General features: G+C 47.5%; 15 protein-coding genes and 1 pseudogene. 15 read left to right on the forward strand and 1 reads right to left on the reverse strand.

The window, feature by feature from the left end; all coding sequences use genetic code 11:
* Nucleotides 1-700 precede the first annotated feature (700 nt).
* From AXE86_RS11705 to AXE86_RS11755, 11 genes are all read left to right on the forward strand, one after another.
* The gene (locus AXE86_RS11705) at nt 701-1,057 is read left to right on the forward strand and encodes a hypothetical protein (protein ID WP_061947036.1); all 357 of its coding nucleotides are present in this window, start codon (nt 701-703) and stop codon (nt 1,055-1,057) included.
* 419 nt (nt 1,058-1,476) lie between these two features.
* Nucleotides 1,477-2,226 (forward strand): ParA family protein, encoded by a 750-nt coding sequence (locus AXE86_RS11710; protein ID WP_061947039.1) that lies wholly within the window; start codon nt 1,477-1,479, stop codon nt 2,224-2,226.
* Nucleotides 2,227-2,237: 11 nt separating this feature from the next.
* Nucleotides 2,238-2,861, forward strand: a complete 624-nt coding sequence (locus tag AXE86_RS11715) for a hypothetical protein (protein WP_061947041.1) — start codon at nt 2,238-2,240, stop codon at nt 2,859-2,861.
* Between the two features lie 22 nt (nt 2,862-2,883).
* Entirely contained in the window at nt 2,884-3,309 is a 426-nt protein-coding gene (locus AXE86_RS11720; protein WP_061947043.1) for a hypothetical protein, read from the forward strand.
* 215 nt (nt 3,310-3,524) lie between these two features.
* Nucleotides 3,525-3,887 carry a hypothetical protein gene (locus AXE86_RS11725; protein WP_061947045.1) on the forward strand — a complete coding sequence of 121 codons (363 nt, stop codon included), beginning with the start codon at nt 3,525-3,527 and terminating at the stop codon, nt 3,885-3,887.
* Between the two features lie 6 nt (nt 3,888-3,893).
* Entirely contained in the window at nt 3,894-6,935 is a 3,042-nt protein-coding gene (mobF, locus tag AXE86_RS11730; protein ID WP_061947047.1) for a MobF family relaxase, read from the forward strand.
* A gap of 15 nt (nt 6,936-6,950) precedes the next feature.
* On the forward strand, nt 6,951-7,478 hold the full coding sequence (locus tag AXE86_RS11735; RefSeq protein ID WP_061947049.1) for a hypothetical protein: 528 nt from the start codon (nt 6,951-6,953) through the stop codon (nt 7,476-7,478).
* A gap of 352 nt (nt 7,479-7,830) precedes the next feature.
* Nucleotides 7,831-8,178 carry a hypothetical protein gene (locus AXE86_RS11740; RefSeq protein WP_061947051.1) on the forward strand — a complete coding sequence of 116 codons (348 nt, stop codon included), beginning with the start codon at nt 7,831-7,833 and terminating at the stop codon, nt 8,176-8,178.
* A 65-nt stretch (nt 8,179-8,243) separates the two neighbouring features.
* Nucleotides 8,244-9,743: a type IV secretory system conjugative DNA transfer family protein gene (locus tag AXE86_RS11745; RefSeq protein WP_061947053.1), complete on the forward strand. Its 1,500-nt coding sequence runs from the start codon at nt 8,244-8,246 to the stop codon at nt 9,741-9,743.
* 11 nt (nt 9,744-9,754) lie between these two features.
* Nucleotides 9,755-9,973 (forward strand): ribbon-helix-helix protein, CopG family, encoded by a 219-nt coding sequence (locus AXE86_RS11750; RefSeq protein WP_061947055.1) that lies wholly within the window; start codon nt 9,755-9,757, stop codon nt 9,971-9,973.
* Nucleotides 9,974-9,976: 3 nt separating this feature from the next.
* Nucleotides 9,977-10,759 carry a hypothetical protein gene (locus tag AXE86_RS11755; RefSeq protein WP_061947057.1) on the forward strand — a complete coding sequence of 261 codons (783 nt, stop codon included), beginning with the start codon at nt 9,977-9,979 and terminating at the stop codon, nt 10,757-10,759.
* A gap of 238 nt (nt 10,760-10,997) precedes the next feature.
* Here AXE86_RS11755 and AXE86_RS11760 read toward each other — a convergent pair whose 3' ends face one another.
* Nucleotides 10,998-12,266, reverse strand: a complete 1,269-nt coding sequence (locus tag AXE86_RS11760) for a replication initiation protein (RefSeq protein ID WP_061947059.1) — start codon at nt 12,264-12,266, stop codon at nt 10,998-11,000.
* A gap of 689 nt (nt 12,267-12,955) precedes the next feature.
* Between AXE86_RS11760 and AXE86_RS11765 the strand changes: the two genes are divergently transcribed.
* The 4 genes and pseudogenes from AXE86_RS11765 to erm(B) all read left to right on the forward strand — a co-directional run bounded on the left by AXE86_RS11765 (nt 12,956) and on the right by erm(B) (nt 15,530).
* Nucleotides 12,956-14,335: a hypothetical protein gene (locus AXE86_RS11765; protein WP_061947061.1), complete on the forward strand. Its 1,380-nt coding sequence runs from the start codon at nt 12,956-12,958 to the stop codon at nt 14,333-14,335.
* A gap of 117 nt (nt 14,336-14,452) precedes the next feature.
* Nucleotides 14,453-14,536: pseudogene (locus tag AXE86_RS13535) on the forward strand (MLS leader peptide); the annotation flags it as partial.
* A gap of 48 nt (nt 14,537-14,584) precedes the next feature.
* Nucleotides 14,585-14,638 (forward strand): 23S rRNA methyltransferase attenuation leader peptide, encoded by a 54-nt coding sequence (locus tag AXE86_RS12840; RefSeq protein WP_117115223.1) that lies wholly within the window; start codon nt 14,585-14,587, stop codon nt 14,636-14,638.
* Between the two features lie 154 nt (nt 14,639-14,792).
* Nucleotides 14,793-15,530, forward strand: coding sequence for a 23S rRNA (adenine(2058)-N(6))-methyltransferase Erm(B) (gene erm(B), locus AXE86_RS11770; protein WP_001038796.1), 738 nt, complete (start codon nt 14,793-14,795; stop codon nt 15,528-15,530).
* Nucleotides 15,531-15,626 lie beyond the last annotated feature (96 nt).

The following is a 15,626-nucleotide window of genomic DNA, read 5'->3' on the forward strand; positions in this document are numbered from 1 at the left end:
AAAGAGGTCCCTAGCGCCTACGGGGAATTTGTATCGATAAGGGGTACAAATTCCCACTAAGCGCTCGGGACCCCTTGTAGGAAAATGTCCTAAGTGTGGCAACAATATTGGGGTACATGGAACATAGAAAACAAAGTGAAGTATCTTTCTAGGGTAAATAGTCAAAAAAGGTCAAGAAAATACCACAAAACAGTGGTATTTCCTAACTTATCATAGGAAAAAAGATAGTTTTTACCCTAAAAACTAATGTCCAACATTAGATTTAGGGTAAAAAACTAATGAAAAATGTAAAAAAACTCATTGTTCATTTAACGGTCTATAAGGGAGTGCGAAGCAGCTCCCAACCTCCTCACTCTGTACGATTTAAATATAGCCTAAAGCTTTTACTAGCTTGTCCCCTTCCCTCGTTCTGATTGCTTGGTTGATAGCACCTCAACCGCTGTTCCTATGCCTTTAGGCACTGGACAACATGATGACACTCTCGACAGCGTGAGCGATAGCGACCGAGCTGGAGAGGGTGCATCATTTGTGAGCAGGGGGCGCGCCTTGCTTTCACGCAGTGAAAGTATTTTGGGGGGAAGGCTCAGTCCTCTCCCCAAAATAGCGCTCATTCTCTGAATGAGTGCTTCCTACCCCTTTAAAACGCGATTTTGCGGACTTTACCGAATTAAAAAGATTTTACTAGAAAGGAGTTTTTTTCATGGGTTCATCTTTACTTAGCTTTAACCATTTTGGTTGCTATCCTGACAAAGACCCTAACCTTGCCAGTAGTTACTTCTGCATGAGCGACAGACGGATAAAACTACCTAATTTCACGTTAGAACTACGGAGCGAACTAAAACGAGCTGGAGAACAAGCTATTCCAGTTAATGCGAGAGATTTTTATAAAGATATTTTTCAAGATGATTTGCAAGAGAAAAGAAAGTCTATCCATGACGAATACGAAAAAGGCAGTAGAAGAACGGGAAAAACGGGGCAAAAATGCGGAAAAGCCGCGCCGTTGCTGGAAAGCGCGGACGGAATGACCGCCGCCCCCGAAAAAACGACTAAAAACTAAATTAGTTTTATGTATAAATATATAAATTGCTAAATTATATAAATTAGTGTACAAAGCAAATAAACTAAGTTATATAATTTAGTATAAGAAATAAAGTAGTTTTTACTATAAATTATATTTATGACGCAAAAATCCACACCTTCAAAAACCCTTGAAAAATAAGGGTTTAGAGGACTTTTCGCGGAGTGCGGAGAAAATAAACGTGCGGCGCAATAAGTGACATTTATATATAAAATAGTGCATTATGCAAGTATATAAAAAGATAGAATATACATTTATATATAAATATAAGTTAGTAATTTATATAAATAAACTAAGATACTAAATTATATAAAATAGTGTTTACAGTAAATAAATAATTTAGTATAATATATAAATATAAAGAACTAAAAACGGCGCATGAAAGGACAGGTGAAAAAATGCGTATTATCACGATTGCGAACCAGAAAGGCGGCGTTGCCAAAACAACGACCGCGCTAAACATGGCAAGCGGGCTGAAAAGAGAGGGGAAAAGCGTCCTCATCATCGACATGGACGCGCAAGGCGACCTCACCGACAGCGCAGGAGCGAAAGCCCGCGCAGACCTCACACTTTCCGACGTTATCCAGCAGGACGGGAGCGGCGCAGATGTGAAGAAAACCATCGTACCGACGAGAAGCGGGCTTGACCTCATTCCCTCGACGCTGGAACTTGCCGCGCTGGAACAGAAAAGCTATACGCTTTCCCTTGCGCGTCTGCCCTATGATTACATCGTCATAGACTGCCCGCCGAACATGGGAGGAAACACCCTCGCGGCGTTGCGTTCGTGCGATGAACTCATCATACCGACGACCGCCGATTATTATGCCTATAAATCCGTGCTGGGAATATCAAAATCTGTGGAATACTTGCAGGAGGAGGAACACGCGAAAATCAAAATAGCGGGCATACTGATAACGCGCCACAATGCGCGAACAGTCATAAGCCGCCAGCTTTTGGAGGATTTGAAAAACCTATCGACAAATATAGGCACTAAATTATATAATACAATCATTCGGGAAAGCGTCGCCGTGAAAGAAAGCCAGCTTGCCCGAGAGGATATTTTCACCTATGACGGCACGGCAAACGCCGCCGCAGATTATTCCGCTTTCGTGCGGGAATACCTCGCCAGCGCAAGCGGCAGAAAATAGGAGGAATGAGAATGCCAAAGAAGAAAATACAATCAGCGGCACAAGCGACCGCAGAAGCGACCGCGCCGCCGCCGATGTCGGAGCAGGAACTTATAGAGAAGCTGGAAGCGGAAGGACAGACGAGATTAGATGTCAAGCCGCAGGGGAATCCAGCGGCAGAAGCGACAGCGAAAAAGCCGCCGCAAAAGAAGCCGAGAGCCGCGAAGAAGCCGACGAGGGCGACCAAGAAAGCGACCGAGGAAAAGAAGGAAGCCCCTGCACCAGAGAAGAAGCCGCCAGAGCCGAAAAAGGAAGCCCCTGCACCGCAGGAGAAACAGCCAGAAGAAGCGACCGAGAAGCAGGAAGCAAAGGCGCAGGAAGTAACGGAAGAACCTGCACAGCAGGAACAGCCCGCGCAGGAGGAAAAAGCGGAGGAAGTTGCGATCGTTCGACCGTCTAAAATGGGACAGCCGAGGAAGTACGACGAGCAGACAAAGCACGTTTCCTTTTCCCTGCCCGTATCGGTCATAGAAAACCTAAAGATTATCAGTCACCTAAAAGGGACGAATCAAACGCAATTCATTCTTTCTCTTATTCAAAGCGAAATGGAGAAAGAGAAAGATAGAATTGAAGCCTACAAGAAGTTAATCCGATAACACATAGAGGAGGATAAATAACATGGAATACACGAACGAGAACCAGCAGACGCAGGAGAACGCGCCGCAGGAAATGAAGGAAGAAAAAAGCACTGCTTCACGTGAAACCGCGAAGGACGTTATCGCGCGTCTTTCCAAAAAGAAGAAGGCGGAGCGCACAGCGGAAGAAGAAATAGAACTGCTGGAAGCGAAGAAGAAAGTACACGCCGCCGCCGAGAGCGCGAAGATCGCGAAGCTAAAGAAGAAGCTGGAGGACGCGAAGCGCACGGCGATAATTAAGAACCTCGACGCGAATAACATCACGACGGAGAACGAAATAAAGGCGGTTCTCTCCATGCGGAATATCCTGCATGAAAGCAACATCACAACACCGCAGGTATTACGGCAGGTGATTGAAGCGGCGAAGCAAGCAAGACCCGACCTTTTCAGCGGGAGCGGCAACAACTAAGGCGAACGATAGAGAGCATGGGGACGGCGCGAGCGTCGTTCCCACTATTTCACGGCTTATTATTTTCCACACCATCGCATTTAGCAAAATGCCGCTCACGCGAATAATGGCGGTACTCTAAGCGAACACCACAATGACATTCAAGCACGACAGTCAAAACGATGAAAACCCTTATAAAAAGGCAATTTCATAGACCACCAAAGGAGATAGCAAAAATGGGACAGATTTCTATTAGGCTAGACGATAAAATCGAAGTACAATTAAAGGAAAAAGCGCGGGCGCGGCGAATGACTTTAGCGGAGTATTGCAGAATGATACTTACAAGCGACGAATCCGAGAAAGAAGAACAGCTTTCGCGCGTGACAATCGAAGCGGAAATAGAGAAGCTGGGAGAAGCACAAAATCAATTTTCAGAAGTACAAGTTAAGCTATTGAAAAAGTATATGTATGATTCCAAGTTTATGATGAGTCTATTCTATCATTTCATGATAGCGGCGGCGAATGAAGAAACGGCGCGTGAAGCATGGAAACAGGCAGAAGCAGATATGAAAAAATATATGGAAAAATTAAAGGAGTGAATTGCTATGATGTCGTGTAACAGTGTCACCGCAGGACAGGCGGGAACGTATTTTGAACACGGCAAAGACTACTATACAAACAATATGACAAACTATGACCGATGGCACGGAAGCCTTGCCGAAAGTCGCGGGCTTTCGGGCGAATGTTCAAAGGAGCAATTCGACGAGATTTTAGAGCATATTCAAGAGAACGGGCGAACAAAACGCGCAGGGCTTGACTGCACATTTTCCGCGCCTAAATCCGTGTCGCTTGCGATGGCGAAAGACGAGCAGACGCGAGAAGATATGATAAAGGCACATCAAGCCGCCGTTGCGAAGATCGCTGAGAAAATCGAAGTCGAATATCTACGGACGCGAAGCGAAGGACAGACGATATTTTCACGGAATATGATAGCCGCCGAGTTCCTTCATACGATGGCGCGACCGACCAAAGAAAACGGTATGATTCCAGACCTTGACTTACATTCTCACCTTGTTATCTTAAATGACACATTCGCAGACGGGAAAAGCCTGTCATGCGACTATGGGAAAATAACGAAAGAGAGAATGATAAAACAGCTAGGGCTTGAATATCGTCAAGCGATGGCGCAGGAGCTACAAGCGAAAGGATATGAGCTTGAAATCACGGATAGCCGAAATGGATTCTACGAACTGAAAGGATTCGACCGAGAAACCATTTTAGAATACTCGTCGCGCCGTCGTGAAATGCTGGAACTTGCCGAAGAACACGGCATAAAGGATATGCAAAAGGCGAATCAATTCAGCCGCGAGAAGAAGGAAGTCGGCAAAGCGAATTTTGAGGAGGTATGTCAAGAAACAAAGAAATCCTTGTATGAATCGGGCAGAGTGAACATAGAGCGGAAGGAGAGCGCAGAAGATGGACGACAAAAGCCTAATGAAAATAGTAGAGAGCGAAGCGGGGAAAGAGATATTATTTCCAGCCGAGGACAATCCGACATTACAAGTTTTGAGCGCATTGAACGGAGCGGAGAGCTTGCGATCTTTGCGGACAGACCTAGCTTGCAGGAGTTGCCCGAGTTCCATGTGGATAGCACGAGCACCAGACGGGATAATTTGCTACTGCCCGAAGGTCGCGTCAGTCGTTTGGCAAAGCTCCAATCCGAAAAAGTGCGAAGTCATTATATGCTCAGGGAGGCGACAAGAGAACGACTAGAGCAAATCGACAAGACGACGAGCGAAACCATAAAGAAACTAAGTGCGGAAAAGTATGCGTTTTCCCTGCCAGAAGCGCGGGCGCGTATCATGTCGGCGGGCGTGCTGGAAGGTATCACGGAGCACGAAGCAAAAGCGGCAATAGAACGCGCGGGGCTTGTCAATTTAGGACGCATGGAGCGCGGCGGGAAAGATGTATATTTGACGACGGAAACGAACATCGAAAAAGAGCGGGCGAACATCGAACGAATGAAGGCAGGGAAAGGAGAAATCAAGAGCCATATCCTCACGATGGACGAGAGCCGCGCCGCGCTGGAACGCGCCGAAGGAAGGGCGCGGGCGCAGGGGCTTGAATCGGCGGCGTTCAGTATCGCAGACGGGAGCGGCGAACAGGCGGCGGCAGTTCATCACGTTCTCACCTGCCAAGATAAATACGTCGCTGTGGACGGGCTTGCAGGGACGGGCAAAACCACCATGATGGAGCGTATGAAGTGGATCGCCGACGAGCAGGGCATAGAGATAAAGGGCGTTTGCTTCACGGGCAAGGCGGCGGACGGACTGCAAGCCGAAAGCGGTATAGAATCCCAGACCATACACGCTTTCTTGAACAAGCTGGAAGGGCGCGGCGGCGCAGACGCGCCGCAGGGCGAAATAAAGCAGGAATGGAACTTTGAGAACGTCCAAAAGGCAAGCGGGCGCGAGATATGGGCAGTCGATGAGGCGGGGCTTGTGGATATGAACCTTATGAACGAACTGCAAAAGGCGGCAGAAGCCCGAGGCGCACAGGTGCTATTATTGGGCGACCCCGACCAGCTACCGCCTGTTGGCGCAGGTGAACCCTTGCGCCAGATGGAGAAAGAAGGAATGGCGACCGCACACCTTACGGACATTCGGCGGCAGAAGGACACGGAGCTATTACGCGCCGTGCGCGAATCCGTCAAGGGCGACCACCTTATCACCTATGAAAAGCTCGACAAAGCGGGCAATTATCGCGAAGTCGTGAGCAAGACAGAGCGTCACGGACAAATTCGGCAGGAGATGACCGCCGCGCCGATCGGCGAGTATCGAAAGAACTTGTTGCTTGTATCGACCAACGCCGACCGCAACGCATACAACAAGGAAATACGCGCCGAATATGTGAAGCGCGGCGAATTGGAGGAGGGGAAAAAATACGCCGTCACCGTGCGCGACGGCGACAAAGAGCGCACCGAAAGCCGCAACTTTGCCAAAGGCGACCGCATTATCTTCACCGCCAACGACAACAAGATAGGCGCGAAGAATGGGACGATGGCGCAGATAGAGCGAATCGACGGCGACCGAATCACGGCGACCACGGACGCAGGAAAGCGGATAGAGTGGGACATGAGCAAATATAACAGCGTAGACCATAGCTATGCTGTGACGAACTACAAGGCGCAGGGAATGACCGTTGATAAAGTCGTCGTAGACATGAACACCAAAGGGACGGCACAAAGCAGAAATGCGCTTTATGTGGACATCAGCCGCGCACGTCGTGAAGCCGTTGTATATACGGACAATAAAGCGAAGCTGGAACGGCAAACGAGGCATTTCGCGCACAAAGTCACCAGCAAGGACTTTTCCCGCCGCATTGAAACCATGCGGGCACAAGGAGGAGTGAAGAACAACGACCGCTATCACGCGCCAGACGTTGACCGCCGCGCCGCGCTGGAAAAAGCCTTGAAGCAGATAAAGGAGCACACTTTAGAGCGTCCTGCCTCTATCGTCGCCAAGGAGAAAGCCGCAGAAGAACGCGCCAAACAGGCGGCGGCGGAACAGGCGAAAGCCGCAGCCAAAACCAAAGCCGCGCCGCAGCCGTCGCAGGAAGCCGAGATAGAAACGGTATATAGCAGATAACAGGAGGTAAAAATCATGGGATTTCTGGACGAGAGCAAGAAAAGCAACGAGGAAGCAAAGCAGAGCTACGAAGAAATGAAGGGGGTTTATGAAGCCTTGCGGCAGGACGTGAACCGCTTGACCGCCGCCGTTGATAAAGTCGCCGCTCCATCGTTCAAGCGGACGATAGAGAGCCGCGACCGTGACCTTTTGGAGGACGTAACGAGGCAAATGCGGGACATCAGCGAGGAGCTAGAGAGAAGCACGGCGGGCTTGAACATCGTCAACCGCGAAAATAACAGGCTTGTCTATATTGTCTTTGCCGTGTTTGTTGTTGTTGGTCTGTTTTGCTTTTACAATATGTACCAAATGCGGCAGGAGGTCAAAGCGACAAACGAGAAGTACGACCTTATCACCTCGATTCTTTCGGGGGATTCGCATTATTGGTTTAACGGCGAAAACTATACCATCGGCAGAGAATCGCCGACGGGCGAATATTTCCAGAAAGTCTATAACGACTATCAAGAAAAGAAACAACAACAGCAACAGCAGAAGCAAAACTAGATAATAACTGGATATAGCCCGAACGGGCGCACAGAAAAAGCCGTGATTTTCCGTCACGGCTTTTCTTTTGGCTAGGGATTTTATCTTTTCTGAAACCACGCAAAAAAGCCGTTTTCGCGTTCAGACGGTCGCGCATCCGCTCCCGATCTGGACGAGAAAGAGGCAAAAAGAGATATTCCCCTGCGGGGGGCAACCTGCCACAGCGGGCGACGAACCTGCCTAAAGGCAGAACCCTCGCCCTACAGCCGCGGCAGGTCTAAAAAATAGATATGCACTTTCGGCTTGTTTACTATGGTAAACGGTGCTATAATAGACATCTGGAAGGGTTTTCTATCAAAGGAGGAAAGAAATTATGGCACTTATGAAAGGCGGCAACACCGCACCAGAGCAAATGCAGGATACGGCATACACGCCAGAACAGCAGAGAGAAATCAAGCTGGGTATGATTATGCTGAAAGCCCGTCGGGTATGGCGTATTTTCTGCCTCGTCATGTGCGGTATCGGCTTGTTGTTCTCCGTGTTCAACACTATCGCCTACGGGCAGAGCTTTATCGGCGGTATTCTGAGCGTGATTATCGGCTGGGCGCTTCTCTATGTGTTTGTCCTTTATGTTTTCCTCTATTTGCTTGCGGGGAGAACGATTCAATTCATTCTTTTTGTGCGTGACCTTGTGGGAGGGAATAAAGACACGCGCCTATAATGCGGTACGCGCCGCCTATCCGCGAGGTTAGGCGGCTTTTTTCTACACTGAGGAGGAAAGCGACAATGGGCTTTTTCGATTCCATCAAAAGCATTATCAATCTTGACTTGAACGCCCCGAAAAAGGAGGAGGAAATTCAAAACACCGAACGCCCCGAAGGGTTCGCCCTCGGCATCGGGACGAGCACGGGCGAACTTCACCAGCGCGGACACGCCGCAGGACTATGGGCGAATCAGTATATTTGGCTTGTCAATGACGACGCTTGCCAGAATATCGCCGTTTTCGGCGGTATCGGCGCGGGCAAGACGACGCGCGTTATCAACCCGATCTTATTTCAGTGCCTTGCCTATTCCGACGTTGGAGGGCTGATATTCGACATCAAGGGCGACTTTGTGGAGAGCGTTCAGAGCTTTGCAGAATGGCACGGGCGCGAGGTTCACAAAATCGGCGTAGGAGCCGACAGCGCAGGGACGAATCTCTTAAAGGGACTTACGCCAGAACAGGCGGCGGGCTTCCTGCAATCGACATTTTACCTCACAGGCGGCGCGACAAACGATAGCTTTTGGATTCAGTCGGCGACCGCGCTTATTCAGAACACTTTAGGCTTGCTGGAAGCCCTCGGCGACAAATACTATAACCTTGAAAAGCTGTATCAGTATATCTTTTTTGAAGATGTACGCAAGGCAATAGACATCATGCTTGACGATGTGAAACTGCCAGAGGGGACGCTTGCGGCGCGGAATCTTGCGAACTACAAGGGATATTATCAAAACGTGTTCATGAGCATGGATATAAAAATGCGTGAATCCATCAAAGGGACGCTTTCGACCGTTCTATCCCCCTTCCAGAATCCCGAACTTATCGACGCTTTCAGCGGGACAGATGGGGACTATGACCTTGCGCGGATTCTTTCGGGCGACATCGTATTAGTAGACCTGCCGCTTGCGAAATGGGCGACGGCTGGGAAAGTCGTCTATACGATGATAAAGCTACGCTTCTTCAACCTCCTGCAGGCGCGGCAGGTGGATAAATCCATGCCGCAGAACTATGTTTTTTTCATGTGCGACGAGTATCAAAACATCATCAGCGCAAGCAATCAAGGGCTTTCTGACCTCTCCTTTTGGGATAAATCCCGATCGGCGCATTGTGTCGGTATCATCTCAACGCAGAGTATCAGCGCGTTCAAGGCGGCAATCGGAAACCCGCAGTTATCCGACACGGTACTTGCGAACTTTCGGCAGAAGATATTCTTCAAAACTGAGGACATGGAAACCTTGCGCTATATCAATAGCCTTGCGGGGCGCGTGGAAGTCGCACGGCAGAGCTACAACTATTCCAGCGGCGAGAGCCAGCAGAACACCGACTTTTTCAAGGCAAACCGCACCAGCAACACAAGCATAAATACGCAGATCGTTGAGCGGCAACTTGTAGACGCGAATCTCGTGCGGCAACTGACAGGAAACCTTGCGCTTGCGTTCCTCAACGTCGAGGGCGAGAGCGCGGACGATGTTCTTGTTATGTCGCCCCTCTACCCGAATAACCTTGAACAGCAGTTAGAGGGATAGAGGGCGCATACATGACGAAAATCACCATGAGCATACGGACAGAGCCAGAACTAAAGGCAAAGCTGGAACACATCACAAAAGGTTCTGGAATGAGCCTTTCCGACGCTATCAAATTGGCGTTATTCCGTTATGTGGACGACTACGAGAAGGAGCGCGGGCGAATCCCGCAGGAAGAAATCGACCGCCGCGCCGCCGAGCTTTTGAAGAAGTCTGAGAAAAGGAGGAAATAGCACATGGGCTTTCTGAAAAAATTCCAAGACGCAGGGAAGGAAGCGACCGTCAAAGCGTTCACGCTGGGCGAGGAAGCGGACGCGCTGGGGCGCAAGGCGGCAAAGCTGGAACAGAAGAAGGACAAGACCAAGGAGGAGAGCGAACAAGTCAAGGAGCTACGAAAGCAAGCCGAGCGCGTGAGGCAACAGCAGGAACAGGCGAAAGCCCTATCTCGTAATATGGGACTGGGCGAGAAGATATTGCGGTGCTACTTCACCTATAAGATGGCGTCGCTTGCCTGTCATACGCTTGTAGGGCTTGCGGGAGGATATGAGCGCAACGAGGCAATCGGACGCGCTGTAACAAGCAGTATCGACCGCGCGACCGACCGATTGACGGACAATATCATCGACCGCACCAACAGCGAGGAGGGCGAGGAGCGCGACATAAACGAACGCCGCGCCCAAATGATAGAGCAAACCCTTGAATCCTTCCAGCACATGAGCGACCAAGCCGCAGAACAGGGACTAACCGAGCCAGACGCGCCCTTATTGCCCGAGGCAGACCGCGCACGGATTCAAGAACTTGCCGACATCAGCCGCGACACGGAAAACCCGCAACAGGCAGAGCTATACGCCAGCAAGGCGCAGGAGCTAGGGCTTGACTACGACGAAGCATTAACGGCGTTTCGGCAGGACATGGACGCGCCCGACATCGAGCGCGTCCGCGAAACCGAACGGACGCAGGAGCGGACAGAGGAAGCCGATAAGGAAAAAGAAACCGCCTCTTACGAGCTGGAAATGTGAAATTTTCCGCCGTAACTTTCATTTTTCGCCCCGCTTGCGTGCCGATCGGCGCGGATGCGCGACCAACGAACGCAAAAAAGCCGTGATTTTTTCATCACGGCTTTTTCTGTGCGCTCCTCCGAGGCGGCGCAAAATCGGCGAAAATGCCTATACTTTCCTATGCGCCGTCGAAAATGGAGGGCTTAGAGGCGATTCTAGGCGGTCAAAATTTTCCGCAGCGGGCATTTTCCCACCGATTTTAGCCCCGCTTCCCTGCCTTGACATCTTCCAGCGTCAAGCCTAATTGCTCCATACGGCGCATGACGTGCGGCGAGGACGCACCGCCCCGACGCAAAAGCCGCACCTCAATATCACTGAGCGGCGCAAGCCCGCGCGGTTCTTCCTCCGACATCGGCGGCGCGTCCTCCGTGTCGTCGTCGAATACGGCGTTAAGGACACGTTCGCGCACTTCGGCGCGGCGGCGGGCTTTTTCTTTCTCGTGCTCCTGCTCCGCCTTTTTGACTTCCTGCCGTTCGCGCTCCTTGCCCGCCTCGTCCCTCTCAATGCAGGACATCAGCCAGCCGCCTAGATTCTTCTTTCCGTCGCGGTACTTGTACGCATAGCGGATATTTGCGTCGAGATATTCCAGCGGATATTTCTGCACCAGCTTCAGCGCGGCTTTCTCCGTGATGTTCCAACGGTCGGGATTCATCAGACGGGCGAGAATATCCCGCTTGTCGGTCGTCGGGACATCATCGAGCGCGGCGACCTCCTCCGGCGGGACTGCCGCCCCGTCGTCGTCGTGCTTGCGCTCCATGTAGAAGGTGAACCCTGCAATCTTGCGCCCTTCTTTGTATGCGTCATACCATACATGATAAATCGTCTTTTCGTTGATTTCTCTGATTGGCGTATCAAGGACGCGAACACGGAAATTATCTAATCGCCCTTCGTATAGACCTTCTGGGACGTTGAGAAGAAAGCGTATTTCGGACAGCGTAAACTTGCGGTATATGAACGGCTTCCCCTTCTTCAAATAGCCCTGATATTCAAGCAGTAGCTCCATAATGCGCCAGCCGTATTCCGACGAAAGCGGGAAAACGTGCTTGAGTGCATATCTTGTATATGACTGATTCAGAATATCCAAGATATAGGGCTTCATTTCATCATCGAACTTTATCAATAGCCCCTTTTGGGGGAAGTAATCCATTTTCGCGTAGATATGGCGCAGACCAAAGCCGCCGCCGTCAAAAGCCAGCTCTATAAATCCGTTGTATGCGCTCTTTATGTGCCGCTTTAGATTGGTAATGCTTGCAGTCTTTCCCGAAAACAGGCGTTCAAGCTGGGACGGTGAAACCCATATATCATGAAATTCTACGTCGTGGATATTCCCATCGGTGGAAATGTTCGGCTTAATGCCCTGCAAGCCGAGCAAGAACAGCCGCATTTCAGAAAGATTCATGTGTTTGCGTGCTTCAATCAGCGGATTCGCCTGCACGACTTCCTTTTCCAAGATACTGACTTCGTTCATTTCGTTCACCTCTCAAAAATAGATTATACATATTTCCCTACATTGTGTCAAATGCGCGTAGGGAAATTACCCACGCGATGATAAAATAGGTGGGGAAATCGAGGCAAAAATAACTAGCTATATTATATAACCCCTTGAAAATAAAGGCGTTATATAATATCCCTACGCAAGAAAAAAATCCGTAGGGATAAAAGCAAAAATCCGTAGGGATAAAAGCAAAAATCCGTAGGGATAAAAGCAAAAATCCGTAGGGATAAGGCAAAAATCCGTAGGGATAAGGCAAAAATCCGTAGGGAAATAAAACCGCGAAAAATGCCAATGCGACCAGTATTTTCAAGGCTTCGTCGCCTGTGGATAACTTTGCCACAAAACATATAAAAAACTTGTAAAAAATAACAACAACATTTTCGCGCGTGCGCGCGGAGCTGAAAAACCGAACATACGCGCTATTTCTTGTTGTTGTTGTCGTGCCAGTTTACGGCGGGACGGTGGAGAAGGGGACGGCGTTCCACTCAAAAGGCACTTTTGCGGCTGATTCTAGCGGCTTTCGCGGCGTTCGGCAGAGATTGAAAGCTGAGAAAGGGGAAATGACCGCCTAGAAGCCCCTATAAGCCCTCTAATTTCATCGACGCATATAAAGATATAGGCAGACGGTCTAAACGCGCTCTACGGGGCGCACAGGAAGCGAGATGGGCAAGTGTGAAGAAAAGAAAACCCCGATGAAACCGAAAAGCGACGAAAAAGGCAAGTACAGCGGTATCTTTGTTGAAATTGAACAACTGAAAGACAAGAAAACTGGTGAACCTTTGATTCACAAAGAAGGCAAATACAGAGGTCATCCAGTTAAGAAGACACGAAGCCATCTATTTTTCAAAGGCAATAAAGAGCTTTACGATAAGATAGACCGCACTGATAACTTTATTATTACAAATGGTATCTCTTACGTCGGCAAACGTCGTTACCAGGATAACGTTGCGAAAATGTATGCAATGGCTATTGAGATTGACGGTATCAAAGGTTTAGACGGCGTTCGGCAACTTATCCATACTTGGCACAGACCAGTTACGGAAATGGACGGAAAGAAATACTACAACATGACACCGAAACCGACCTACATCACGTGTAGCGGACGTGGTTTGCATTTGTATTTTGTATTTGAAGAACCGATTGTTTTGTATAAAAATATCTTTGAAGAGTTATCACGAGTTCGGAAGCGCTGGATTGACTTATTTTGGAACTCACGAGTTACAAAGATGAGCGATAAGAACAGTATTCAGTATGAAACACTCACGCAAGGCTTCCGCGCAGTCGGTAGCAAGACAAGGCTAGATGATACTTACGTTCTAGCTTTCAAAGTAGGCGAGAAGCACACGCTGGAAAGCTTGAATGAAATTCTTTCAGAAGATGATAAAATCAAAATCGGTTACAAGTCTAAAATGAGCTTAGAAGAAGCTAAAAAGAGGTATCCTGATTGGTATCAGCGCCGAATTGTTGAGGGGCAAAAGAAACCGAGTGAAGATTTTGTCTTTCATCGACATCGTGGAATTTATGATAACTGGAAACAAAAGATTATCAGCGGTGCAGTTGTCGGAAAGCGTTACTATTGCCTTGAAAATCTTTGCTCGTTAGCGGTTCAATGTTGTATCAGTCCTGAAGAGTTGGAAAAGGATTGTAAAATGATTATGGAACATTTTGAGACCCTTACAAATGACGATAAGAACCATTTTACGCTATCTGACGTTATTTCAGCTCTTGCAACTTACTACCGTAATGATACAAACGCATTTACACGCAAAATTGAGTATATCAGCGAGCGCACAGGCATTCCGCTTCAAAGAGCCAAGCGAAACGGAAATACAAGGGCGGAACACGTTGAAATCATGAATTTCACAAGGCAATTAAAAGGGCGTAGAGATAGCAAATATCTAGGCGGTAGACCTGATAAGAAAGCAATCGTCCAAGAATGGCGCAAAAAGAAACCTTGGGGAAAGAAAACCGATTGTCAAAGAGACACAGGTTTATCACGTCCAACAATTTCAAAATATTGGAATGTTGAAACAGACGAGTAAAAACTACTCAAATCGATTTTAAGCCCTGAAACGTGTGTAGATAAGGGGTACATGGATTTTATCATTAAAATCATGAGTATTGTCCGAGAGTGATTGGTCTTGCGTATGGTTAACCCTAAAGTTATGGAAATAAGACTTAGAAGCAAACTTAAGAGTGTGTTGATAGTGCATTATCTTAAAATTTTGTATAATAGGAATTGAAGTTAAATTAGATGCTAAAAATTTGTAATTAAGAAGGAGGGATTCGTCATGTTGGTATTCCAAATGCGTAATGTAGATAAAACATCTACTGTTTTGAAATAGACTAAAAACAGTGATTACGCAGATAAATAAATACGTTAGATTAATTCCTACCAGTGACTAATCTTATGACTTTTTAAACAGATAACTAAAATTACAAACAAATCGTTTAACTTCTGTATTTGTTTATAGATGTAATCACTTCAGGAGAAATTACATGAACAAAAATATAAAATATTCTCAAAACTTTTTAACGAGTGAAAAAGTACTCAACCAAATAATAAAACAATTGAATTTAAAAGAAACCGATACCGTTTACGAAATTGGAACAGGTAAAGGGCATTTAACGACGAAACTGGCTAAAATAAGTAAACAGGTAACGTCTATTGAATTAGACAGTCATCTATTCAACTTATCGTCAGAAAAATTAAAACTGAATACTCGTGTCACTTTAATTCACCAAGATATTCTACAGTTTCAATTCCCTAACAAACAGAGGTATAAAATTGTTGGGAATATTCCTTACCATTTAAGCACACAAATTATTAAAAAAGTGGTTTTTGAAAGCCGTGCGTCTGACATCTATCTGATTGTTGAAGAAGGATTCTACAAGCGTACCTTGGATATTCACCGAACACTAGGGTTGCTCTTGCACACTCAAGTCTCGATTCAGCAATTGCTTAAGCTGCCAGCGGAATGCTTTCATCCTAAACCAAAAGTAAACAGTGTCTTAATAAAACTTACCCGCCATACCACAGATGTTCCAGATAAATATTGGAAGCTATATACGTACTTTGTTTCAAAATGGGTCAATCGAGAATATCGTCAACTGTTTACTAAAAATCAGTTTCATCAAGCAATGAAACACGCCAAAGTAAACAATTTAAGTACCGTTACTTATGAGCAAGTATTGTCTATTTTTAATAGTTATCTATTATTTAACGGGAGGAAATAATTCTATGAGTCGCTTTTGTAAATTTGGAAAGTTACACGTTACTAAAGGGAATGTAGATAAATTATTAGGTATACTACTGACAGCTTCCAAGAAGCT

The sequence above is a fragment of the Selenomonas sp. oral taxon 136 genome, assembly GCF_001554015.1.
In the GTDB taxonomy this organism is placed as follows: domain Bacteria; phylum Bacillota; class Negativicutes; order Selenomonadales; family Selenomonadaceae; genus Centipeda; species Centipeda felix.